Origin of the sequence: Saliphagus infecundisoli, assembly GCF_020177375.1 — an archaeon.
In the GTDB taxonomy this organism is placed as follows: domain Archaea; phylum Halobacteriota; class Halobacteria; order Halobacteriales; family Natrialbaceae; genus Saliphagus; species Saliphagus infecundisoli.
The window spans coordinates 1-22,080 of the sequence record NZ_JAIWHV010000024.1 but is presented as its reverse complement, the minus strand read 5'-3'; the positions used below and the strand labels follow the sequence as shown (position 1 = coordinate 22,080).

The 22,080-nt window shown below is 54.1% G+C and carries 17 protein-coding genes and 3 pseudogenes; 10 read left to right on the top strand and 10 right to left on the bottom strand.

Going from position 1 to position 22,080, the window contains the following annotated elements; all coding sequences use genetic code 11:
- The first annotated feature begins 16 nt into the window (after window positions 1–16).
- Window positions 17–1,519, top strand: a complete 1,503-nt coding sequence (locus tag LCF40_RS18275) for a J domain-containing protein (protein WP_224829621.1) — start codon at window positions 17–19, stop codon at window positions 1,517–1,519.
- 209 nt (window positions 1,520–1,728) lie between these two features.
- Window positions 1,729–1,989, top strand: coding sequence for a hypothetical protein (locus LCF40_RS18270; protein ID WP_224829620.1), 261 nt, complete (start codon window positions 1,729–1,731; stop codon window positions 1,987–1,989).
- Window positions 1,990–2,106: 117 nt separating this feature from the next.
- On the opposite strand, the pseudogene LCF40_RS23815 reads toward LCF40_RS18270, so the two are convergent.
- The 4 genes and pseudogenes from LCF40_RS23815 to LCF40_RS18250 form a co-directional block, all read right to left on the bottom strand.
- Window positions 2,107–2,805 (bottom strand): annotated as a pseudogene (locus LCF40_RS23815) (transposase domain-containing protein).
- 217 nt (window positions 2,806–3,022) lie between these two features.
- Complete coding sequence (locus LCF40_RS18260; RefSeq protein ID WP_224829619.1) at window positions 3,023–4,228, bottom strand: hypothetical protein; 1,206 nt, start codon at window positions 4,226–4,228, stop codon at window positions 3,023–3,025.
- Between the two features lie 76 nt (window positions 4,229–4,304).
- Window positions 4,305–5,003, bottom strand: a pseudogene (locus LCF40_RS23810) (transposase domain-containing protein).
- A gap of 78 nt (window positions 5,004–5,081) precedes the next feature.
- A complete protein-coding gene (locus tag LCF40_RS18250; RefSeq protein ID WP_224829618.1) occupies window positions 5,082–8,039 on the bottom strand; it encodes a hypothetical protein in 2,958 nt (985 codons plus the stop codon).
- A gap of 395 nt (window positions 8,040–8,434) precedes the next feature.
- On the opposite strand from LCF40_RS18250, the gene LCF40_RS18245 reads away from it, so the two are divergent.
- The gene (locus LCF40_RS18245) at window positions 8,435–8,806 is read left to right on the top strand and encodes a hypothetical protein (RefSeq protein WP_224829617.1); all 372 of its coding nucleotides are present in this window, start codon (window positions 8,435–8,437) and stop codon (window positions 8,804–8,806) included.
- 1,075 nt (window positions 8,807–9,881) lie between these two features.
- Here the strand turns inward: LCF40_RS18245 and LCF40_RS18240 are convergent.
- Complete coding sequence (locus tag LCF40_RS18240; RefSeq protein WP_224829616.1) at window positions 9,882–11,102, bottom strand: Cdc6/Cdc18 family protein; 1,221 nt, start codon at window positions 11,100–11,102, stop codon at window positions 9,882–9,884.
- A gap of 236 nt (window positions 11,103–11,338) precedes the next feature.
- On the opposite strand from LCF40_RS18240, the gene LCF40_RS23970 reads away from it, so the two are divergent.
- The 4 genes and pseudogenes from LCF40_RS23970 (at window position 11,339) to LCF40_RS23580 (ending at window position 12,978) form a co-directional block, all read left to right on the top strand.
- Window positions 11,339–11,584 (top strand): VOC family protein, encoded by a 246-nt coding sequence (locus tag LCF40_RS23970; protein WP_263623755.1) that lies wholly within the window; start codon window positions 11,339–11,341, stop codon window positions 11,582–11,584.
- Window positions 11,563–11,772, top strand: coding sequence for a VOC family protein (locus LCF40_RS23965; RefSeq protein WP_484593362.1), 210 nt, complete (start codon window positions 11,563–11,565; stop codon window positions 11,770–11,772). The genes LCF40_RS23970 and LCF40_RS23965 overlap by 22 nt, the downstream gene beginning before the upstream one ends.
- Window positions 11,773–12,111: 339 nt before the next feature.
- Entirely contained in the window at window positions 12,112–12,414 is a 303-nt protein-coding gene (locus tag LCF40_RS18230; protein ID WP_224829615.1) for a hypothetical protein, read from the top strand.
- Window positions 12,415–12,577: 163 nt separating this feature from the next.
- Window positions 12,578–12,978: pseudogene (locus tag LCF40_RS23580) on the top strand (VOC family protein).
- Between the two features lie 607 nt (window positions 12,979–13,585).
- On the opposite strand, the gene LCF40_RS18220 reads toward LCF40_RS23580, so the two are convergent.
- From LCF40_RS18220 to LCF40_RS23800, 4 genes are read right to left on the bottom strand one after another with little or no spacing between them, the layout of a single operon-like run.
- Window positions 13,586–14,806: an SAVED domain-containing protein gene (locus LCF40_RS18220; protein ID WP_224829613.1), complete on the bottom strand. Its 1,221-nt coding sequence runs from the start codon at window positions 14,804–14,806 to the stop codon at window positions 13,586–13,588.
- Window positions 14,807–14,846: 40 nt separating this feature from the next.
- Window positions 14,847–17,162, bottom strand: coding sequence for a ThiF family adenylyltransferase (locus LCF40_RS18215; RefSeq protein WP_224829612.1), 2,316 nt, complete (start codon window positions 17,160–17,162; stop codon window positions 14,847–14,849).
- A gap of 19 nt (window positions 17,163–17,181) precedes the next feature.
- Entirely contained in the window at window positions 17,182–18,300 is a 1,119-nt protein-coding gene (locus tag LCF40_RS18210; protein WP_224829611.1) for an SMODS domain-containing nucleotidyltransferase, read from the bottom strand.
- A 22-nt stretch (window positions 18,301–18,322) separates the two neighbouring features.
- Complete coding sequence (locus LCF40_RS23800; protein ID WP_425504259.1) at window positions 18,323–18,496, bottom strand: DUF7386 family protein; 174 nt, start codon at window positions 18,494–18,496, stop codon at window positions 18,323–18,325.
- A 607-nt stretch (window positions 18,497–19,103) separates the two neighbouring features.
- On the opposite strand from LCF40_RS23800, the gene LCF40_RS18205 reads away from it, so the two are divergent.
- Window positions 19,104–19,856, top strand: a complete 753-nt coding sequence (locus tag LCF40_RS18205; protein WP_224829610.1) for a hypothetical protein — start codon at window positions 19,104–19,106, stop codon at window positions 19,854–19,856.
- Between the two features lie 8 nt (window positions 19,857–19,864).
- On the opposite strand, the gene LCF40_RS18200 is transcribed toward LCF40_RS18205, so the two are convergent.
- Window positions 19,865–20,500, bottom strand: coding sequence for an RPC7 family DNA-directed RNA polymerase III subunit (locus LCF40_RS18200; RefSeq protein ID WP_224829609.1), 636 nt, complete (start codon window positions 20,498–20,500; stop codon window positions 19,865–19,867).
- A 132-nt stretch (window positions 20,501–20,632) separates the two neighbouring features.
- Here LCF40_RS18200 and LCF40_RS18195 point away from each other — a divergent pair, with 132 nt between their 5' ends.
- The gene (locus tag LCF40_RS18195) at window positions 20,633–21,052 is read left to right on the top strand and encodes a hypothetical protein (protein ID WP_224829608.1); all 420 of its coding nucleotides are present in this window, start codon (window positions 20,633–20,635) and stop codon (window positions 21,050–21,052) included.
- A gap of 86 nt (window positions 21,053–21,138) precedes the next feature.
- A complete protein-coding gene (locus LCF40_RS18190) occupies window positions 21,139–21,654 on the top strand; it encodes a hypothetical protein (protein ID WP_224829607.1) in 516 nt (171 codons plus the stop codon).
- Window positions 21,655–22,080: the final 426 nt, after the last annotated feature.

Below are 22,080 nucleotides of genomic sequence, written 5' to 3'. Positions count from 1 at the left end.
ACACCCACCTCAGCCAATGTCCAGCACTGATCCCGACCCTGATCCCGACGCAAACTACTACGAGATCCTCGGTATCACCCAGGACGCTACCGACGACGCTATTATTGCAGCATATCGGGAGAAGATCAAGGAACACCACCCAGATCTGAGCGATGCTGAGAACGCCCAAGAGATGACACAGTTGATCAGTGAGGCCAAAGCCGTCCTCACCGATTCAACAAAACGGGCACGATACGATCGTCGCCGTACTCGCGACGAAGACAAGTCAACTCAGAGCGAGGAGACAGAGACCGAAACGGAAACGAACTCACACCGCACGAACCGGAATCGAAACCATCGGACGAACCGGAACCGAGACCACAGAAAGGAGCGCCGTCACTCACGAACCCGAACGCGCTCACGCACAGGCTCACGAACGGCTGGCGGGGATGGTGATGGTGACACCGACCAAACCCAATCGCGGACAGAGACCAATGACAGTCGACAGTCGTTCATCGGAGCTGTGTTTGCTACTTTTTGGAAAGTATACCACACTATCGACCAGCGGCTCAGCCAGCCAGCCAAGCGATTCGCGCCGTTCCGGTACTTCTTCTCCCCTCCGAGTTTCCGTGCGGTCGTCGGCGAACCACGTCGGTGGCTCCTCGCGCCGACGTCGATTCGGCTCCTGATCGCGGCATGCCTCGCCGTCCCAGTCCTCATCTGGCTTGATCGGACCCTGGCTTCCCTTTCTCTTTCTCAGGGACTTCCCGTAGTGGTGGCCGCAGTCGTCCTCAGCCACGCTAGTTATGGATGGCTTGGGCCATTCTCGTTCGAACCTCGAGAGCCCCGTTCGAAGCCGAGCTTCAATCCGGGGATGACTGCTCCCGTGTACCCGATGGTGGTCGCGAACCTCGCCGGGTTCGCTCTGGTCCTCACCGGCTATCTGACTGGCGCACCGTTCGGTGGACTCTGGTGGATGTTCTCCGCGATCGTCGGGCTAGTCATTTTCAGTCTGTTTTTGGCCCCCATCTGTGTGTTTCTTGGAGTCTGTCTCGAGGCGATCCGTGAGCACAAGCGGCTGCTTCGTGGGGCGGGACTCGGCGTGAAGTTCACGCCAGTTCCCGTGTTCCTGTTCGCATTCACAACGTGGGGTGGAGGTGTGAATCTTTCAGAGGCCATTACGGACAGTTCACAGGCTCCTGAGACGGTTTGGATTCCACAGGTCCTGGTTGGCCCGCTTGAGGTGGGGACACTTGTGACGTTCCTGATCGGGATGGTGATGCTGGGGTGTCTGCTTGCGAGTGTGCTCTACATGGGCCGGTTTTTCGCGCGGGTGCCGAGCTGGGACCGGTATCAACACGGCTATTCGATCCGGCCTGGCGTGTGGAATCTGATCGTGACGCTGCCCGTCGCGATCATTGGGTGGGCCACTATCTCAAACGTAGACGTTGCTGTCGTTTTCCTCATTGGGCTGCTGGTCCTTCCGGTCCCGCTTGCGAGCGCGTATGAACTCCGCCGCTGGCTTGAACTCTGGATCTGACGCCCCGCTGGTGACGATACCAGACCAGCAAATTTCACGGCTCACCATCAAAATCATGAACCCCCCGGGCTTGACCTCAAGGCACTCGGCCTGCCCCGCCTCGAGAGTTGTAGCCTCCTTATCCACACTCAGAGAGACTCTTAAATTCGATAGATAAGGTTGGAAAGTAATAGATAGTGTTAAATAATAGCATCTAACAATTGTGGCATATGATGGAGAATCCCAATAAAATATCAACAACCTCGTCTCTAACATTTCTTCCAGGAGTGTTTTTTGTGGGGGTAATGCTCATTCTCCTTCATTTCGTTTTCGAAAACCCCTTTGAGACATTCTCAACAGCAGCACAAGCAGGAGACATGGAGTTTCTTCTGCCTCTCTTGGGCATCGGCTTTCTCCTTTATATAGGAATAGCTCTGGCTTGGATCGGAACAGTATTCCTTCTCGAAAGCCGGCGTTCAGAATCGATGTGAACCCGCCGATCCCTGTAGAGAGGGTACCGTTCCGTCGTCGATTGTGACGCCTTCGAAGAACGCCATCGAACCGGTCAAAGGCGTTCGTTTACTGGTTTAGCAGTTGTACAGGCACTGCTAGATTGAATCCCCCAGTTCGAGTGCGTTGAGCGGCGCCTGATTCTCCAGTGCTTGGTGGCTGCGGTGGTGGTTGTAGTAGGCGGTGTAGGCAGTCAGCCAGCGCTCGGCGCTGGCCTGACTGCCGTTCCAGGTTTCGTGAAATCGTTCGATCCGCATCGTGTACGTCTGGAATAGCTTTTCGACGATGTTGCGCTCAGAGTAATCGAGGTGGCCGGTGAGATCGGTTCGAGCGAGGGCTGTGAGATACCCCATACCATCGACGAGAAACTCCGCGTCTCCGACGCGGTGTTTCTCTTTCAGTTCATCTAAGAACGTTTCAGCGGGATCTCGTCCACGATGTTCAGAAAGTCGTGCGTGGAGCACGACTTTCGAGTCAACATCGATCGTCGCGTACAACCATGCGGTCCGTTCCTCCCCGAGCTGAACCTGTTTTTCGTCGACAGCGACGCGATCAGGTTCGGCAGTAAACTCCTGATCGTAGTACTCGGCAAAAGACTGGTACCAGTGCTGGATGGTTGCTCGGGTTCGGCTGACGCCGAACCACTCGCAGAGATCGCGACACTCAGCTAAGGAGGCCGCTGCAGCATGCCCAGCGCACGCCAGCCTGGCTGATCAGGCTGGCGTGCGCGTCCGATCACTATCCAAAAACGGTACATCTGAAGAACCCGTCACCTCAACCTGGAGTTCTTCGAACAGCATCCTACCCCCCTCGAAGAACTCCGTTCAGTTCAGCTTCAATCTAGCAGTACCGTTCTTTGGGAAATTCTCGGAAGCCGATAAAAGACCGTTCAAAACGATCTTATCCGGTACTTAGAAGGGATACAGGTCGATAAGGGCAATTCGACGCTACTAAGCTCGGCGTAAAGCTCAAGCTTTTCTTGTAGAAAAATCTAAATACTCAATAGATCTTATTTCATTGTTCATCATATAATCCTAAAACTAAACCAAGAGTGGAAGTATGTATAATATCTCTCAAATGCAAGTCTGAATGAAGGTTTCCAATCTTATTCTTTGATATTTCGATTTCTATATCGGCGTATGTGCCAAGTTTCGGGATGTCCATCATTCTATTCAATTTAATTTTATCTGCATTAGAAACGTCTGTTGGAGACATTGAATTATTGTATCTATTATCAATAAAATCTGATTTATAAGAGCTATTGTCTGATAGAACCTCATAAGCTGAGTCCATTGTTACCTCCCCTTTCATTTTTGCGACGGTCTCCATGAAGTCAATCGCTTTTTTAGCATTTCCGTCCGCATATCCAGCTACAAATTCTGCACCATCCTGATTAATAGTGATCCCATTAACGTTCGCTACTTCTTTTAGAGTGGCCGTTAATTCACTGGATATTATGGTATTATCAATAGAATATTCACTACCAACTTCCACTTGCGTAGGTTCTATAAAGTCTTCAGATACACCTTTTTCAATTAAGAATCTCCCCGGAGAGAAGCTTGTAAACTGATGCCCTTTCCTGACTTTGCCACGATACTCGTTAAACACACTACGAAATTCATCTGCAAGAGATTCGTCGAATAAAAGCAAGAGCTGCCAGAATTCTCTACTAGACGGGTCAATTAGTATGTCGTCTTGAATTATTGACACCGGTACAATAGGAGATCTATCGAGTATTTCGGTGGTCGGACAAAAAGAAATATCTGATGACATGCTTGTGCTTTCACGCTCTACTAACTCAATTATCTCTCTATACATAGCGTAATTATTAATGAAATGTCTAAAGCATTCGGCAGAAGGAGTAAAGACGAGTTGGAAATATACAGAATCACTATTGGATAGATTATAATCTGTCCCTTTAAAGAAATACTCTCTCATTCGGTTATATTGTCTAATGATTTCGTTTGCACCTGTGGCAGATCTAATTGCCCAATGGCTTTTAATTTCGTAAATATAATAATTCCGGTGTATTTCCGTACCTCCCTCATATTCTAGTTTTACAAACAAATCGACTGATCCGCGATTAGAATAATGGTCATATGGCCTTTCTGGTTGAATGTCGATATTTTCTGCCGATATCCCCTCGTTTTCGCAAGTTTCTCTGTGATGATTTATTAGGTAATCAGCAACCTGATCCTCATTTGGAGATATATCAACCATATATACTTCTATAATTAAACCAGATTAAGTATTTTGTATTCATACAACCGTTGTTAGGATGATTAGAAAGGCACTGCTAGATTGAATCCTCCAGTTCGAGTGCGTTGAGCGGCGCCTGATTCTCCAGTGCTTGGTGGTCGCGATGGTGGTTGTAGTAGGCGGTGTAGGCAGTCAGCCAGCGCTCGGCGCTGGCCTGACTGCCGTTCCAGGTTTCGTGGAACCGCTCGATTCGCATGGTGTACATCTGGAATAGCTTTTCGACGATGTTGCGCTCAGAGTAATCGAGGTGGCCGATGAGATCGGTTCGAGCGAGGGCTGTGAGATACCCCATGCCATCGACGAGAAACTCCGCGTCTCCGACGCGGTGTTTCTCTTTCAGTTCATCTAAGAACGTTTCAGCGGGATCTCGTCCACGATGTTCAGAAAGTCGGGCGTGGAGCACGACTTTCAAGTCAACATCGATCGCCGCGTACAACCATGCGGTCCGTTCCTCCCCGAGCTGAACCTGTTTCTCGTCGACAGCGACGCGATCAGGTTCGGCAGTAAACTCCTGATCGTAGTACTCGGCAAAAGACTGGTACCAGTGCTGGATGGTTGCTCGGGTTCGGCTGACGCCGAACCACTCGCAGAGATCGCGACACTCGGCTAAGGAGGCCGCTGCAGCATGCCCAGCGCACGCCAGCCTGGCTGATCAGGCTGGCGTGCGCGTCCGATCACTATCCAAAAACGGTACGTCTGAAAAACCCGTTACCTCGATCTGGAGTTCTTTGAACAGCATCCTACTCCCCTCGAAGAACTCCGTTCAGTTCAGCTTCAATCTAGCAGTGCCGTTGTACAGAAGTTTTCATATAGCCTACACTGTCGTCTTCTCGACAATTTCAGACTGCTTCGGATCGGTCCCTGTCGGGCGCCGCCCAATCGTCGCGACTCCTCTCTTCCTCGGATCTCCCACTATCTTACCGGGGCCCCTCATCGCTGCAGTCTGGCGATTTTCGAAGAGCCCATCGAAAAGGTAGATCAGCATCGGACCCCAGTGTTCCCACTCAGTCGCCCGAAGAATCTCGGCGAGATTCTGCGGCCAGCTGAAGAGGTCGTTGACGTCGACGTCGTCGTCGCGACCGAGGACGAACACCGCCTCGAAGAGGACGTCCGACCACGTTGACGGGATTTCCCACTCTTTGAGGTCCTCTGGGGACGATTTCGATCCGACGTCACTCCAAAACGGGATCAGGCGGGCCTGCCAGCGCTTATCGTTGAGCCGGTCAACGAGCCCAAAGGCCTCGAGGGTGCGAAGATCACGCCAGTTCCGGTCGTAACTATTCTCCGAGATCCCTGCTGCCTCGATGAGTTCCTTCCGACCGAGCGGATCGTCGGCCTCAAGGAGTGCTTTCACCATCTTCTGGACAGTCGCCTTCTCGCCGCGGAGAAGACGATCAGCCGGAAGCATCGCGAGCGCATTCTCCAGCTGGACGAGTGAAAGCGAGAGACCCGGCTTCTTTTTGAGGTGCAGCAGCGCTTCGGCGACATCGAACGGGCTCGCACCCCGAGTTTCCGTACCCAGAACGGCCATGCAAGCCCTCGTGAGTGAGACGACGTTGTCGTGACGCTGGCGGAATCCTTTACGCTCCAGGTGGCGCGAAATTTCGGACTTGATCGCGCCGAACTCGTTTGCGACGACGACGGGAATCTCCATCGTCGGCGCCGTCTCCGCTCCTTCCTGGATGGCTTCGCGGACGTCCTCGTCTGCGGCGCCGATCGCATTCTCGAGGTCTTCTTGGAGGAGTGATGCTTGGGGACCGGAGACGACCCAGGACGCGGTGAGATCCATCGTCGGGTCGTCGGCCTGGACATCATATGGGAGCCGCTGCCGGAGCTTCTTGCGTCGGTCCTCGAGGAGCATCCGGTTCCCGCTGTGGATGCCATATGCGGTTTGCTTCGGGACTGTGTGGCGCATGAACGAGAGGAAATCGCCGAGACGCGTCTCGTCATCTCGCAGCATCGCCGTATCCGGCATCCGGATGTGGATCGTGACGTCGATCCCAAGCGAGCGGTAGAGCGCGGTCGCCGACGCGAGCAGGCCGTGGAGGTCGTTGTATAACTCTTGTCTGAGTTCGTAATCGCGGGTTCCGACGGCCTCGCCGAGGCGCTGGAGCAGCTCCGTCCGGACGTGACCCCACCGCTTACGCCAGGACTCGTACTGCAGCTCGTCTTCGGAGAACCAGCCGATTTGCATCCCACGCTGGATGACTGCCTCGATCTCCTCTTCGAGGTGGTCTTCGAAGAGGTTCTCGAACGCGGAGCCGACTGCACTGGGTTCGAGAATCTTCGAGAACGCGCGGTCGCTCAGTAAGGCTGCTGGGAGACGTGCCAGTGTAGGGAGCGACCCGCCCCACTGGACGACGACCTGAGCGTCGTCCTCGAAACAAGAGAGTTGGGCGATGCGGCCGTCCTCGAACTCGGAGATTTCGTGATCGACGAGGTTGACGCCCTCGACGCGGCGACCAGCAGCAAGTCGATCGTGCATCGCCCACGCGTCGAGCGTTTCACTTGGCCCGCCGTCGATCCATTGGACGTACGCGGCACCGTCGTCAGGATTGCCGGTCTGAGCCAGCCATTCTTCAGCAGTAGATGCATTCTCGGAGCTGTCTTCGTCGCCCTGGCCATCCTGGGGGGGAATCTCATCTTCGGGCGATACACTGTACTTGTCGTCGAAAGGGGGGTCCGCGTAAGGCGCGTCGAGTTGGGACTGAAGCGGGTGACGAACAGAGTAGTCGTCAGTGATGAACTCAAGTGCGGTCTCCCCGAGAGGCGACAGTGAGACAGTGTTGTATCGGCTACTGTCGTCGACGGTCACCAGATCTATGCTCTCGAGGTCACCGACGTAACGATCCACTGAGCCAGCAGCCAAGTCGATCTCATCGTCTTGCTTGAGGTCTCGATGTTCGCGAGCGCTATCTGGATCGAGATTCGCGAGCAGCCGGAGCCGTCCTTCCCCCCGACCGTCGAGATCACACAGGCGATCCCATGCGTCGGCGAGCAGATCAGACTCAGTCGGGTCGGCAGAAACAGGGGGTGGGGTGGTGGAGGCATCCCTCTCCTCAGTAAGACCCACAACGTCCTCACAGAAGGACTGGAAGTGTTGCTCGAGGTAGCGCTCCAAGGACGGTGAGAGAACGAGTCGGAGGTCCAGGACCTCGCCGAGCAGCGTGATCGCGTCGAGAGCCGACTGGATTGTCCGGTTGTCGTCGACGGAGAGCCACTCTTGGCCGTCGAGCAGGAGAAGGACCGTCGGCGCGATTTCCGCACGACGGTGGACTTCGCAGAAGCCGTGCTCGAGGACGGGAAGGCCGGCATTCCACTTGCCGCGGCCCGTCCCGATGGTTGTGATTGTCTCGATATCCTCGACGCGTTGCTGGCGGTACTGGCGAGGCCAGTCCTCGATCTCTGCCTCGAATCCGTCGAACTCCAGCGCGTAGCGTGTAAGCGACTCCAGATAGCTCTCGAGAGCGACGCCAGCATCGGCGGTCTCAATCGCGACCTCGCCGGTCTCATTGATTACATCGTCCAGGAGAACCTCGCGCACGAACGACGACCGCAGCCGCTTGTCCGCGAAAACGCGGGGATCATGATCTCCCACGAGCTCGCGGATCGCGCGGCTCGTCGTCGGTAAGAGTTCGTCGAGGGCGTCAGGCAACCAGGATGATCGACGCGGCCCAACGTCAGAGATGATCACATCGGAGAGCGACGCCTGCCCGAGCGGTCCGACCGCCCGGAGCCCTGCATTCGTGGGGGCGCCGCTCTCGTCGGTCATAGCTGGAGCTCCGGCTCGGTGCCGATGGCAGAGCGCTCGTCAATCCCGAAGACAGGCGTATCGGGGTTTGGCATGGGGTTGGTCGAGAGAACACTCGACACCAGACGCTACTCCAACGAGATTGCGGATGGATCTCGGATTTTGGAACAGCGCTCCCGCTATCTAAGCGGAACACTTATGTGGCCGAACAACCGAGGAGAAGATACCAACTTCCTCCTGCGGTAATCGACCTTGAGCAGCTGGTTTCCTGATGCGTTGTCCTATCTTTGGGCTAGTCGGTTTCCCGAGGGCTTATTAATCCCTTTGGTAATGTTTGGTGCATTTTTCATTCTGTTCCGATTTTTGGGTTCTGGGGTGCGTGTAATTGTCTGTTAGTAGCCATCCTCTTAACCTTTGTGAGCGAAACTCACTACCTGGGTATTGGATATAGATGGATTCACTACCGGATCATGGCAGTAAAGATGCTGTACGTGATCGATCGTAGTGACATGTTCAGTCAGGTCTCTTGGCTCCGTCCTGTTGATATTGCCATCTTGGAGATCCTAGGTTCTCCTTTGAAGTTAGCGCTCAATCCTGCTGCAATTGCAAAGAACATAGATTACTCTCCGAATTATGTTGGACAACGGACTGAGTTACTTTTTGAGTGTGGGCTACTGACAATTGATGAGGAGAGTGGACCATATTATTCAATTACAGATCTTGGTGAAGAGGTCCTGGATCGAGAGATTGATCCTGCTGAACTCGAAAAATTAGGGCCTGATAGATGATTATCTGATCGCCCGTTTCAAGACCTCATGGGTATGTCTGGAACCCGGACTCGGTCGCCTTCCTCGAAGCGCCGGCCGAGTTGCAAGACTTCAGCGGTGTGTCTGGAACGGTCGGCGATGAGCACTCCAGAAGCCTCTAGCTTGGGGTTTTCGACCGTCAGGCAATACCGTGTTCAGAGTGAACGGACAGGATGGGAGGATGTCACGGAAGTGCAGTCTGGTCGATTGCAGGCCCGAACTGTGCAACCAGTGGCGTGCGCTCTGGAGCATCGACGCTCCCCTAAGCGGATCGATCCCCATTCGTCCCCACCTCCACGACCGTCTCAGACGATCGACCGTGAGGAGCAGCTCCATGAACGGACCACAGATCGGATCGCCGAGGTCACCCGATCAACTCGGCTCGACGAGCTGGGCAGCTGCCTCCCACAGAACATCCTAGAGGATCGCCTGCTCGACATCGGCGACGAACCACGTAAGCATGTCATCGAGAGGAACGCCCAGGAGGACACACCGTTGTTTCCGGAGGTTCCGCAGGCCACCCCAGTGTTTCCAGAGGGTCCGGAAGCTACACCATCGTTTCCGGAGGTTCCATAGGCAGGGTACTGTTTCCGGAGGTGGATAGAGATTAGCCGGAGAATCGCAGTACAATGCTTGATTTCGTGGAAGAAGGACACACACCCTCCACCATTTCCGTAGGTAGGGACGAAAGGAGTGACATAGACTCTTCTTCAACCCAAGCTCTTACTGCCAACCCATCTTATTAACTGCAGTACGGATTCGGTTTTTCTTGCTATGTAATAAAGCTTTCTCCTAGGAAATAGAGATGAGGATTGCGACGGCCACTCTCTGCGTGAACCCGCGGAAACAATGGAGGGTGTGTGTCGCATCTATCGGAAACTCCACTCTCTCTTGTGATTTTCACGTCCTTTGAGAATCACCTAAGGAAACAACGGTCCCCCGTACGGAACCTCCGGAAATAGTGGTGTATGCTACGGAACCTCCGGAAACGGCGGTGGGTGTCGTCGTCTTGGACCTCTACTATCGCATTTGCCGTATATAACGTGAAGAGGCGATCTTACTGCTCGACCAAATGCTGAATGCTATTGTGGACTCCGATTGTATCGACAGTATCGCTAAGTGCTGTGAGTACCTCATTGGTCGGATGATTCAGCCAATGAGTTTTGTATTGTCCTCCAGAGGAATCATGTTTCACCTGGGATTCGATAATGTTCAGGTCATCAAGCCGTCCGTAGTAGTCCCGTGCTCGGCGCTCCGAGACAGGATCGTGTCCGACGATCTGAGTGAAATCACTATAGAGATCATAGAGAACTGCTGATGTAACTTCCTCGTCCTGACGCTCTTCGAGAACTGCGAGGGCATACACAACTATCTTGATGTTTTCTGGGAGATCAGCCAACACTGACATTGATCGTTCAATCTCATATTCGTCCATTGCTTCCTTAATGAGGTCTTCCGTGACGTGGTCCAGACCTCGCTCGCGAGCATAGTCTCCAGCGATACGAATCAAGTCAAGAACCATCCGCGCATCACCACTGTTCTTCGACCCAAGGGCGGCCGCATAAGTGATCGCGGCGTTGGTTACTACATCCTCGTAGAAGGCGGTGTCAACACGCTGTCGCAGGACCTGTTCAAGCTGACCGGCATCGTACGGCGGGAATTCGATGACTCGTTCGCGAAGGGATGAGCGAACGTCTGATGATAGATCTTCGCTGAAAGCAGTATCGGTGCTAATCCCGATGAGGCCGAGTTTTGTTTCGGTGAGATCGCCATAGCTCGCTGCGCGCGTGGCTTTGTAGAGGAATGTGTCGATGTTCGCCACGTGGTCGATTTCGTCGAGGACAACGAGTGCTGTTCCTCCAATTTTGTCTAGCTGATCAAAGAAAACGGAATAGACCTTACTTTCAGGATGGCCTGTTGAGGGAAGGTAATCTTCAGAATTTGGGATCAATTGGTTTGCCAGTTCAATTGTCAACTGATACGACGTGTTTACACCTTCACAGTTGATGGGAAGAACTGCAAGCTCGGTCTGGAGCTTCTCTGACGCTTCAAGCTGACTGAGCACCCAGTGTGTGACAGCAGTTTTCCCAACACCGTTCTGCCCGTAGAGAAAAATATTATCTGGGCTTTCCCCTTTGTAGACGGGTAGGAGAGCATTCATATACTCCTCTTTTTTCTCGTCGCGTCCGACAATTTCTGAGGGTATGTATTCATCAGCAAGCGCGTCGCGCTGCTCGAAAATCGCGCTCTCCGATAAATCATCAAAGGCTGATGTCATAGCAAAACTTGGTGTTGGTTCCCTCAACCAGAGACCATCATAAAAAACCTTCGACCGATGTTTCCGCAGGTTCCGCAGGTGGGGGGTTAGTTTCCGTAGGCCGACCGGTGGCCCACAATACCGACGGTTCCGGAGGTTCCGTGCCCCACACCATATTTCCGCAGGTTCCAGACACTCCCAACCAGCTGTTCACTCTGTATTCATAGGGTCGGTGGCGAATCTTTGGTCGTGCTCGTATGGCGTCGCTGGGTAATATTACGTTCGCATGTGGGGATCCACGGGCGCTCGCCGAGTTCTGTGCCGCCGCGCTCGACTATGACCTTGAAGAGCCACCACCGGATCTCATCGACGCGATCGAAGCCGAGGGTGGCGATCTCAACGCGGCCGCTGCAGCGGTCGATCCAGCGGGGGATGGCCCACAGTTGTTCTTCAAGAAGATGCCGCGGTCGCACTCGAGCACATTCCGATCCATCTCGACCTGAACGCCAATGACCGGGAAGCGGAAGTCGAGCGACTCACCGAACTCGGAGCAACCGTCGTTGAGACGAAAACTGGGACGACCGGCCCCTACACAGACCTGGACAGTCATGCACGATCCCGAAGGAAACGGGTTCTGTGCCCAGTCCCTACACTAACACCTGGTACTGCAGAGCACTCGGTGATCAATTGATGCCGTCGGTGCCCGTGACCGATGCGAAGGCCCGTGGCGCGGTCACGAGACACCGCGTTTCCGCTGTATTAGTCACAGAATCCGCTGATACCGACACTTGATTCCCACTGCCTTGTGCAACATCGGAGAGAGTATGCACCCCATTGTTGCACAAGGCAAGACGACTGTACTCTCGCCCGTCTCTCCCCAATAACCGATAGATTACTCACTCAAGACGAGAGAGTTGATTGAGAGACATAGTCCTATGCTGTATTGAGTACTAGAACGGCGATGGGGGACTAGGCGTGTGAAACGCTCGGAACCCGGACGTACTTGTGGGGACGGCTGGTATCGGTAGCTATGACGGGCGAGGATGATCCAGTGCAGCACTGTGAATTGACTGCGCCCGTCGATATTCTCACCGCACTCGAGGCGGCTGCGATCGACTCTCTCCCTGTCGACGACCGCCGTACGGTAGTGATTTTCCAGCAAGCGATTCTCATGGTGGCCGTCACTGACGGGCAGCTATCCACAACTCATGCGTTCGATGTTGAACTCTGGAATCCACCACCGCACGGTCGCGAGTACGATCCCGATGACCTCCTTACGGGGTTCATCCAAGAGCTGCTAGCGGCCACTGACGTAACTCGCACTGAATCCTGAGACGATGTCCCCTGGAGGGGAGCCTGTGAGGGTGATTCTATTCGTTCCAGTGGAACTGAACGGTCAGAAGCTGTCACGAGGTAGTAGGAAGAGGTTCCTATTGAGCGATCTTGTTGCAACGAGGAGCGGAACGGCTTATTGTCACAGTACTCTTCTACCCACTATGGGCCCACAGATTACACTTGTGACACTTGGTGTGTCAGACCTTGCTGAATCCATTGGGTTCTACCGAGATGGTCTCGGATTACCGATGCAAGAGCGGGAAGATGACAGCGACGTCGCCTTCTTCCCCCTTGATGGGACGTGGCTCTCGCTCTACCCGAGAGAACTACTCGCCGAAGACGCGACCGTTACTGCGGACGGCAGCGGCTTCTTTGGAATTACTATCGCTCACAATGTATCGACAAAAGGGAAGTAGACACAGTTCTTGACGAGGCAGAAGCTGCCGGCGGATGAATTGTGAAACCCGCTCAGGAAGTCTTCTGGGGCGGTTATTCCGGCTACTTTGCGGACCCTGGCGAACCCCTTTGGGAAGTGGCGTACCCCCAACTCATCGACGACTAACCACTTCAGCCACCAACTGTCGTGGAAGAGTTTCGCTTGGTTTGCAGTTCGAGACGGTAGGTATGATGTTACGTACAGGAAGTGATTGTAACGCTCAGAATCGCAAGTTAGAACGATCCACCAATCGCGATGTAAGCAAATATTCCGACCACGGTCGCAATCACGTCGAGTACAAACAGCACCACGTAATCTGAGAAATCCATGCCAAGAGAGCACGGGGCTGGGTACTAAATTCTTGGCCAGGGCAGTCGTTCAGTTCACAATCGGATGTAACGCGAGAATCAGCCGCCCATCTCGTGAAAAAATGGCTCCGATGAGTTGAGCTTACTCAGACTAAGCTCCAATTCTATTGTGTCCACCTTCGGAAATACACAGTGGGTTTGAACTTAGTCCTATTATGCCCAATTCTCGGCACCTATTTTTCACGAGAGAGTCGGCTGATCTTCGCGTCACATACAGGTCAAGCCGGTCTCGTGAAGATCGACTCGTTGTTTCCCTACTGAGAAAATCTGTCGATAGAGGTCCTCTCGAAGATGTTTAGACAGTGAATCCGTCATTTGGTCAACGTGCAAAGCTGAGTTCCCCAACAAGTTGCTTTCGAGCGTAGTCAGTTTCCTAGTGCGGCAGCAGGTTGGTATGTTCTTGCTCCGTCTGTAGTTTCCAGGAGATACGTCTGGATTTCGGGGAAGGTGTTGCTCTGTTGGCCGAATAGGAACGCCAGTCCCACTGGGGCCGCCATGAAGAGATGTATTGTTGATGTGGCAGATAGTTCATTCAGTGCCGATTGAACCGCTTGGCGAAAGACGTGCGCGGCGTGTGCGGCCTCTGAAGTATTAAGTGATGATCCGATGTCATCGCTAAGCGATAACTCAAGGACACCGCCGAAATCAGGAAGTGATGATTTGGATCTCCCGACAGCTGCGCCTACTTCATTCGTGACACAGACTAGGACGGCCAAGTCAGAACCCGTAATGTCGTTCACATGGAGGGTGCTCTCCAATCCACTGTCTTGGTGATCAGTGTGGAGGTTCCATGGACTATGCTGGCCTGCGCTGTATTGCAGCCACGTCGCGTCGATCCCTCTGGTCGTTTGGAGGCAGCGTCCTAGTGCGAACGCGGCTGGCAAGTGGGCCTGTCCGCGGACGCGGAGAGATCTCCCGGGAGCAGATTCTTCCACAAGGTCAATGACCCTTTGGAGTCGAGGGAGAAGCCGTTGATTCCAATGATCAGGCGTCGGAGCCTCGTCTGCGAAATACGATGACCAATCGATGGTAACCGCTGGTCGAGATGCATGGGAGGGAGGAGCGTACGTATCGAGAGATACGTCAAGTGGGTGGTCCTCATCAAGTCGTTCATGGTTGAGACGAACCCGTTCAGTGAGGACGGCAGTAGCGACGTCATCGGCTGATGCTGGCGTATCCGCTGTAGACCCCAGTTTAATCATGTTCCAATCGGAGAAGTCGAGCAGTGTCGGGGATTCGGAGAGGATTTCGTTGGCGTCGTCATAGTCAATCCCAGGACAGAGCGCGACTACCACGAAGAACTCTTCCTCGTTCTTCCACCGGTTATGAAGACGGGGGAGTTCCAGTTCGAGAATGATATCCGATTTGGTGACATCCTCACTCACCAGTACAATGCCACCGGCGAGTTCAGGATTCTCTACCTCTAACACGTTCCTGATCTCGGGCTGGGTTGGCTCGGTACGTAGATCGGAAATGTCCTGCCAGGTTCGTATCCCATGCTCGTGTAACGACGTGATGAGTGCTTCAGCGATGTCCGCTTGGCTCCTTCGGTAGCTGACGAACATTTTCCCCGTCGGGTCAGTCATAGTCGGTCACCGTTGATCTGAAAAAATAGTTACTCCTATCTCACTGACTATCTTCCGGTTCGTCTTCCGGGTTCGCACGATGGAGCTCTTCGAAGTCGCCTTCGCGGTGGAAGACGTACACATTCACGGAGAGATCATCGGGTGGTGTTCCGCCGACAATGACGAGGATTGGATCGGGGCAATGGTAACTCTCGTTTGTAGCGATGGACACCATCTCGTCATGGTCGTCATCACTTGCTTCCGGTGGCGCGGCCGGGTGATAATGCCACTCACCGAGATACTGGATGCCGAGGCGTTCGTTAGCCGCTTGGAGCCATTCATCTACTTGCTCGGTTCCTCGGTGAAAGGTCGTCGGCCCGTGAGTCGAATCGCTCGGCGGGTCTGTCGCCCGAACAACGAGTGCTTCACTTCCCGAGAAGTATGTCCCCGCCAGAATCCCGCCGGTTTCAACCTCCCTTGCTTCAGCACACAAGTCTTTCACAGCAGCAAGGCGATCCGCCGGGATTCTCACAGTGATTGACGAATCTGCAGATGTCCACTCTATCGCGTCTTGGAATGGTGGCTCGGCTTCAGACACAAGTGGTACTTCACCTTCTGCCTGTGTTTCAAGAACAGTGAGGTCGTATTGTCCGTGCCCGAGGTCTGTTGTTTGGTCGAGGTGCCGGGAGATAGTACCTGCCCACGTGGTCACTCGGTCCATCTGAACGACGGACGCCGGGTGCCAGCAGCCAACTCGTTCCGGCACAGCATCCTCACCGTGCGACCACTCTAATCGTTCTTGGAGTAGCCACGGTTCGAGCGCCTTTCGGAAGCGATTATGTGGGAAGATAGTATCGTACGCAGAATAGACGAACAACCGGTTGCCGCGTCGTCCCATCGAGGCGGAGGTGAACAACGTCGGGTGCTTCCACGGGAAACGGCGAAGTGCTTCCAGCACAGCGTTTGACCCAGTGCAATCGATAACAATCTCTGATGAAACGACTGCATCCCGTGATTCGTCGGTCGGTGGGAAATCTTCGATTATTGCTTCGACGCTGGCGTGCGGGGTGAGTGACTGGAGTCGCTCAGCGAGTGCGGTGGCTTTCTTTTCGCCAACGTCGGCGAGCGTCAGAGTGTGGCGCGCGAGATTCCCGATTTCGAAGGTTTCACCATCGACGAGCGTCAACTCCTGAACACCTCCTCGTACAAGGCATTCCGCAAGTGTACTCCCCAACGCGCCAGTCCCAATGAGGAGGACCTTTGTCTCAGATAGCGGCTTCGACAGCGAGCCACGCCGTGCGAGTTGCTCGTGCGCCCAGTTCTCCGAGTCCAGCCATTGAATCTCCTTGTTCACTAAATCGACGCGGGCGAGGATTTCGCGGTCTCGCTCGGTGTTCCGGTATCCGCCGGCGTGCTCGGCTGGTCGTTTGAGACTGGGGAGCTTGACAGCCTGCCACCGGATGAGAGCGTCAGGGTCACCAATCTCTTCGGGAATCGGAAACCCAATGAGTAGGATTTGAACGTCTTCCTCCGTGACAGTTGAACTGACCTTCCCCATGAGTTCGTACAGCTTAATGGGAGCGTCTTCGAGAACGTTCTCCAGTGCACGCCATGTTTCTGGTGCTTCCCATGGGGGTTCGAACGGTGTCGAATCGAGGAGAATCCAAGCTCCGGGGAATACGTCCTCGGTATTGTTCTTGATGTAGTCGCCCCACTCGGGTTGGTGAATGACGTGATCGTCCTGGTCTCTGAATTCTCCGGTAGCGAGTGTTCCCATGGGTTCCGCTAACTGTCGAAGTTCGACAGTGCCCCACGATCCGCTAACTGATTTCCAGTCTTCGAATGAGTCATAGGTCTCGTTGAAGGCGAGGGTTCGATTCGGGGCTGCTCCGGTATCGAATTCTGGCACCTCATACGGATCACCTGGCTGCTGAAGATTTCCGTGCGCGGCGATCTCCAACCACGCGACGGCTCTCTCTAGGTGCCACCGGAGCCGTTCATCTGGGTCGCGTGGTTCGGTAATTGCACCCGACCGGCCAAGGATGTGACCGTATTGAGAGACACAGATGTCCCCATTTCGCCACGGCTCACCTTCATTACCGGGGTGGTTCCGTCGTTGATGGGGGAAGGTTGCAGTGATGCTGTTTTCCTTAGACGGATGGATCTCGATTGACCCCCACGGATAGGTATCTTCGATCAGGACATACCAGTGGGTCTCTCGCGGCACCTGCGTGTCCACTGGGAGGTCGGTGAGGCAAAGCCTGATTTTGAGTATCCATTTACGCCCGTCCTTTTGCTGTCGGAGGCCTTCACGTACCGTGACTGCGTCGAGTTGGTTGAGGGCATCCACTGCCCGTATTAGTTCTCTAGGAGGCATGCGTTAGTTCAGCAGTGGGTTAGGCGAATCGCTGGTCGGAAACACTGGTAGATCCTGACGAGGAGCGGAATTGTGCAGACTGACGCTCGCCGTTGCTGTCGTCGTCATCGCTCCCGTACGGTGGAAATTCGTCTCCGAGAAGGGAGTGCCACAGATCACGGGAGGTAGACGGGTCTTCCTCATCGAGGGCCTGCCGGGCGAGGTCGGCGGCTTCAACGACGTTCTCGTGGAACGCAGCGAAATCCTCGCCATCGATGCGGGCCAGGACGTTGTTGTCGGGAAGGCCCCTGGCTCCGAGGAATGGTGTTTCCTCGTTCTGTGCATGAGTAGTGTAGCGCTGCGCGATGTCTTCGAAGGTGAGGGTCACACCTTCTGCGACGCTCTCGATATCGTCTGGACAGCACCAGCCGACGATGTGCTCAAGAGGGTAGCCCTTCGGACGCTCTGGCTCCGAGACTTGGGTTCGCCGCCACCACTTGATAGTCTTCACGACGTTGACGTAGTGCTTGTTGGTGCGGGCGTTCTTGTCGATGGTCCAGGCGATGGTGTAGAGTGGGTGGGTTTTCTCCCAGATTTCGAGTTCGCGGTCGGGAATGTCAAGCGGATCAATCTTCCACTCGTCACTTTTCGTACCGGGTTCGAATCCGAGACCCTGCAACAATTCTTCGGTCTCTCCCATGTCCAAGGCTGCATTGACCGGCAGCGATCCGATAGAACTGTCTGGGCCTATTGCGTCCCGCATCGCTTCACTGGGTGCGGCGGTCAACACGAGATCAAGTTCGACGCTTTCCTCGTCAATTTGGTAGGCCCGGTGTTTCCGCTCCCATTGGTCGCCGTAGTGCTCCTCCAGGAACGGCTCGCAGTTCTCCATCGCCTCGGCAGGAGGCTGATCGTTCCTGTCAAGATTCGTAACGAGAATGATGTCTACGTCAGATTTCTCGTCTCCAATCGGCTTCACGGCAGTCCAGCGTCGATAACTCCCCTGAAGAAAATCCCCGACGTAGTACTCACTCACCGCGTCGTCCTCGTGCAACCGCTCACGAAGCGTCTCGTGGCCGTCCTTGTAATCCTGTTTGTGTTCTTCTGTCGGCCGGATGTCCGATAAGAACTGCTCGAAGAGGGACGGGAGAGTCGCCATAATGACGACACGTATTGCCTGTTCAAATAGGTAGTGGGACTGGGGTGAAAGTAGTGCACTCCTGAATCACGTCGGCCATCGGCGGATCATCCTCGGAACCATCCGCGACGATCTCGTTCGCTTCCTCAAGGAGTCGCTGGTGCTCGTCGCTGAGCCGAAGGGTGGTTAGTTTCGTCGCATATAAACGAATGTGCATACGGGGGGCGCGAACCCGTCGATCTCGACTACCTGAAATGAGTGTTCGTAATATAGGCGGGTCGGGCTGGCGCAGTGATCGGGCTGAAAGCGGTCGCGATCGGCGCCGATCTATGCACACTGTACGCTCGTCGACGACGTTGAGCGTGCATATATTCGATCGGTTGCATATATCGACGTCCGACTCCCGGGTCCTACATACCAAGACCTTTCTCCAGGCTGTCCTCGAATACTCTACCGGGATCATTCCGCTAGTGACCAGCTTGATCTTCGCGTTACATTAGAGTGCGGATCAAATGCAGGTGGATCAATTCGGAGTGGCACAAGCCCCGAGGGACGGTGTTGGCGTCCCATGCAGGGTGTCATAGAACGGTTTGCATGGCTTTGAGGATTCGGTTGAGAGTTCTGCTATCGTCGCTTCCGAATGGTGTCAATATTGGCTGCCTTTCAGACACCGTTTCTCGGGGTGCTACTGGGGTGTGTGAAGAGTTCTATGACACCCAACGGGAAGAAGGAGATTTATCGGGTTGAGACGGTGGAAACCGAAGAAGGATGGATGGCAGAGGTATTCGAATAGGTAGGAGCAGGTCGCAGAGATCCTGGCAGGTATGTTTCCCCTCCTTCCTTCTGGTTCTCTTTCTCCGCTACCGGGGGCGGACAACTTCGTTGCACGACGAGCACTCGGAAAACGCCGTTCGCTCGTCGCCTTTCTCGTACTCGATCAAGATCTGCCCGGATCCTACTACCGCTCCACAGACCGGGCAATCACCGACCGGCGCGTCTTCTGGGTCTGTGTGCATAGCCGGGAACGTGGAGCCATGGAGCGTGTGATCCCGATCCAGGGCTCCATCCGAACCATTCTACTCCTCTATCTAAAACCCGATCCATCCACACTGAAAGTGAAACCTGCCGCCAGCAATCTTTCAGGAAACTGGGTTAAAGGCAATCTCCACGCTCCGAACGTTCAGACGACACTGGACCGGCACATCCTACCCTCAAAAGGCAAGCTCGTCCGCCCCTCGGCGGAGAAGGACGTGCAAAACCCTCTAATCCGACAAATCGGTATTATACCGCTCGTAATCCGTCGACTTCTCCAACTCCTCCAACACCGTATGAAGCGTCAACACAAAGAACAGGACCTCAGCCGTTGCAATGTTCTCGTCAAAATACGCATCAAAATCCCCGTGCATAATCTTGTGCCGATGATCATAGAACGCATCCAGGTTATCATCAAACAAACTTTTTGGCGCAATCCCATAATAAGAATCGTACCGATCCTTCAACACCTCCTTCTTCGTTCTCCCGTAATAGGTCTCATCCCGCTGATTATCGTAGTCTACACTCTCATCCCGTTCACATAGCCAATACATCAACCCATCCTGCAGACTGATAAATACGAAAATCGCCTCATGAATCCGTGACTTGACGTCCACCGGCCCCTCATCCTCATCATCGGCCGTCGGAACACACCCAATATACGCATCATACCCCACAGCCATCCGAGACCGCACCACCTCCATATCCGAATCACCGACACGCTCCAACGCATAGAACATATCCCGCAACTGCTTAGCCGCCACCGCTTCCGCCTTCTCATGCACTCGGACTCCGCCAGATCATACATCTTCGGCTCCTCCAGATCGATCATCGTTTCGATCACCTCCCGCATCTCCTCCCGGTGCTCCTCGATCACATCCAGCACCTCCTGCATCTGCTGGTTCACCAACTCCACCATCCGCATCACCCCGGTATCTATCAGATTATCAGCGATTCGAAACTGGTTCGGAAACAGCGAGAACCCACCACCACCGGCCTGTGATGATACACCACCGTCCGTTCCCTCATCTTCCAATGGCTCCGGAAGATCAACACCGTCCTCGTTCTCGTCTTTGCCCTCGTCTTCGTCTCTACGGTTCTCCGCTTCCTCCTCCAACTTCTCAAGGATACGGTCCACTCCCTCCTCACCGTCGTTATCCGCCTCGCCGTCGTCCCCGTCATCAGTCATACCATCCAGATGCAGAGTCCAGCTACGAAACGACTCCGGCGGGAACCTCCGGGGACATCACCCAGTACACACCATAGATAAACAGACAGGTCAAATCGAAATATTTTTGATCAAGTAGATACTAAATACCGTATGACGGATTCTGATGACGTGAAAGACCAGATTCATCGCGTTCTCGAATTGTTCGATGATCGGATACTACTGCTCTTCATGGCTACCGCACCCATGTTCTTCATCATGGCCAACGCCATCCACAAGTTAGCTGCATCCGGCGTCGAACCCGCAACGAACTACACCGTAGAGGCGGCGATCGCAGTGATCGAGGCGCAGATGGTGATGTCTCTCGTAATCGTCGATCTATACCTGTCTGTGTTCTACACCATGTTTGAGTTCGCCACGACCGGCATGGCTCTGGAGCTACTCGTTTTAGGTTTAGTGTTCACCACCGCCGCATTGATCGGTCTATTCGTAACGGACCACGCCTGGGCTCCACCTATGGTGCTGTACTCCCTTCACTACGTCTGGAAAGAGGCCAAAGACCGGCGGATCTGACCCATACCTCCACCAGTGAACTGCGCCCCTGCGATCTAAACAACAGACCGCTGGAATTTTCTTTCCTTGCTAGAACAGTGCTAACCATGGACGAAGACATCCACCTCGGTGACGACGGATCAATAGTATACGACGGATTCGGTGAAATCGAATCACTCTACGATCGCCTCGACTCCGTTATCACCGCCATCGAAGACCGGAACACCTCTGGAAACGACATCATCCTCGAACCGGAGGAGCGTACTTGCCTCCTCGAGTTCTACGTTGTCGGCCACGCACACCTTGAACGCCTTACCGCGATCATCCTCTATGAAACGCTTGGCGGTGAAGAACGCCCTCCACAGAACACTATCGCGTTCTTCCGCGAGTTTTCCCAGGCCAGACGCGAAGACCTACTCTTCCACACCGGGATAATTGACTCAGGGCTGAAAGGCGAATTGAGCAACATCCGGCAATACCGAAATGACCTGGTCCACGCCCAACACAACCGTATGTATCTTCCAGACGGAAAGCCGCTTAGGGCATTGGTGAACCGTGCGATCGACACAATCCAGAAACTGGATGAACAAGTGGACGAGCTGGGTTCGTCGGCTTCCAGTTGAGTTGACACGCGATAATCTCTCGGAGCACGCTGTCCCAATATAATGACATTTGCCATTAAACCGACAATCACGTTGTATGTCCGGTCCTCACCGATCACCGTCTGAAACCTACGAACTGTCCTCCACGTATTCTCTATAGTTCTTTGCTGCCTTAGAAGAGGATTTGAATTCTTCTACACCACTAATCTCGTTCCGGTAAAACAGGTCGCGATTTTCCAAGGCGTCTACGAAAAAATCGTCCTCTATCGTTTCTTCCGTAATACGGTAATCCAGAGAATGCAGGTGGAAAAACTCACCACCATCTGTCTTTAGCTAAGAGACAAACCGCATGACTGCAGCCGGAATCGAAGTTGGTTCATGGCTTAACTGAGGAGGGGTAGGTGTGTCATCCGAACCCTCCTCGCGCCGAATTGAACGACGACTCAC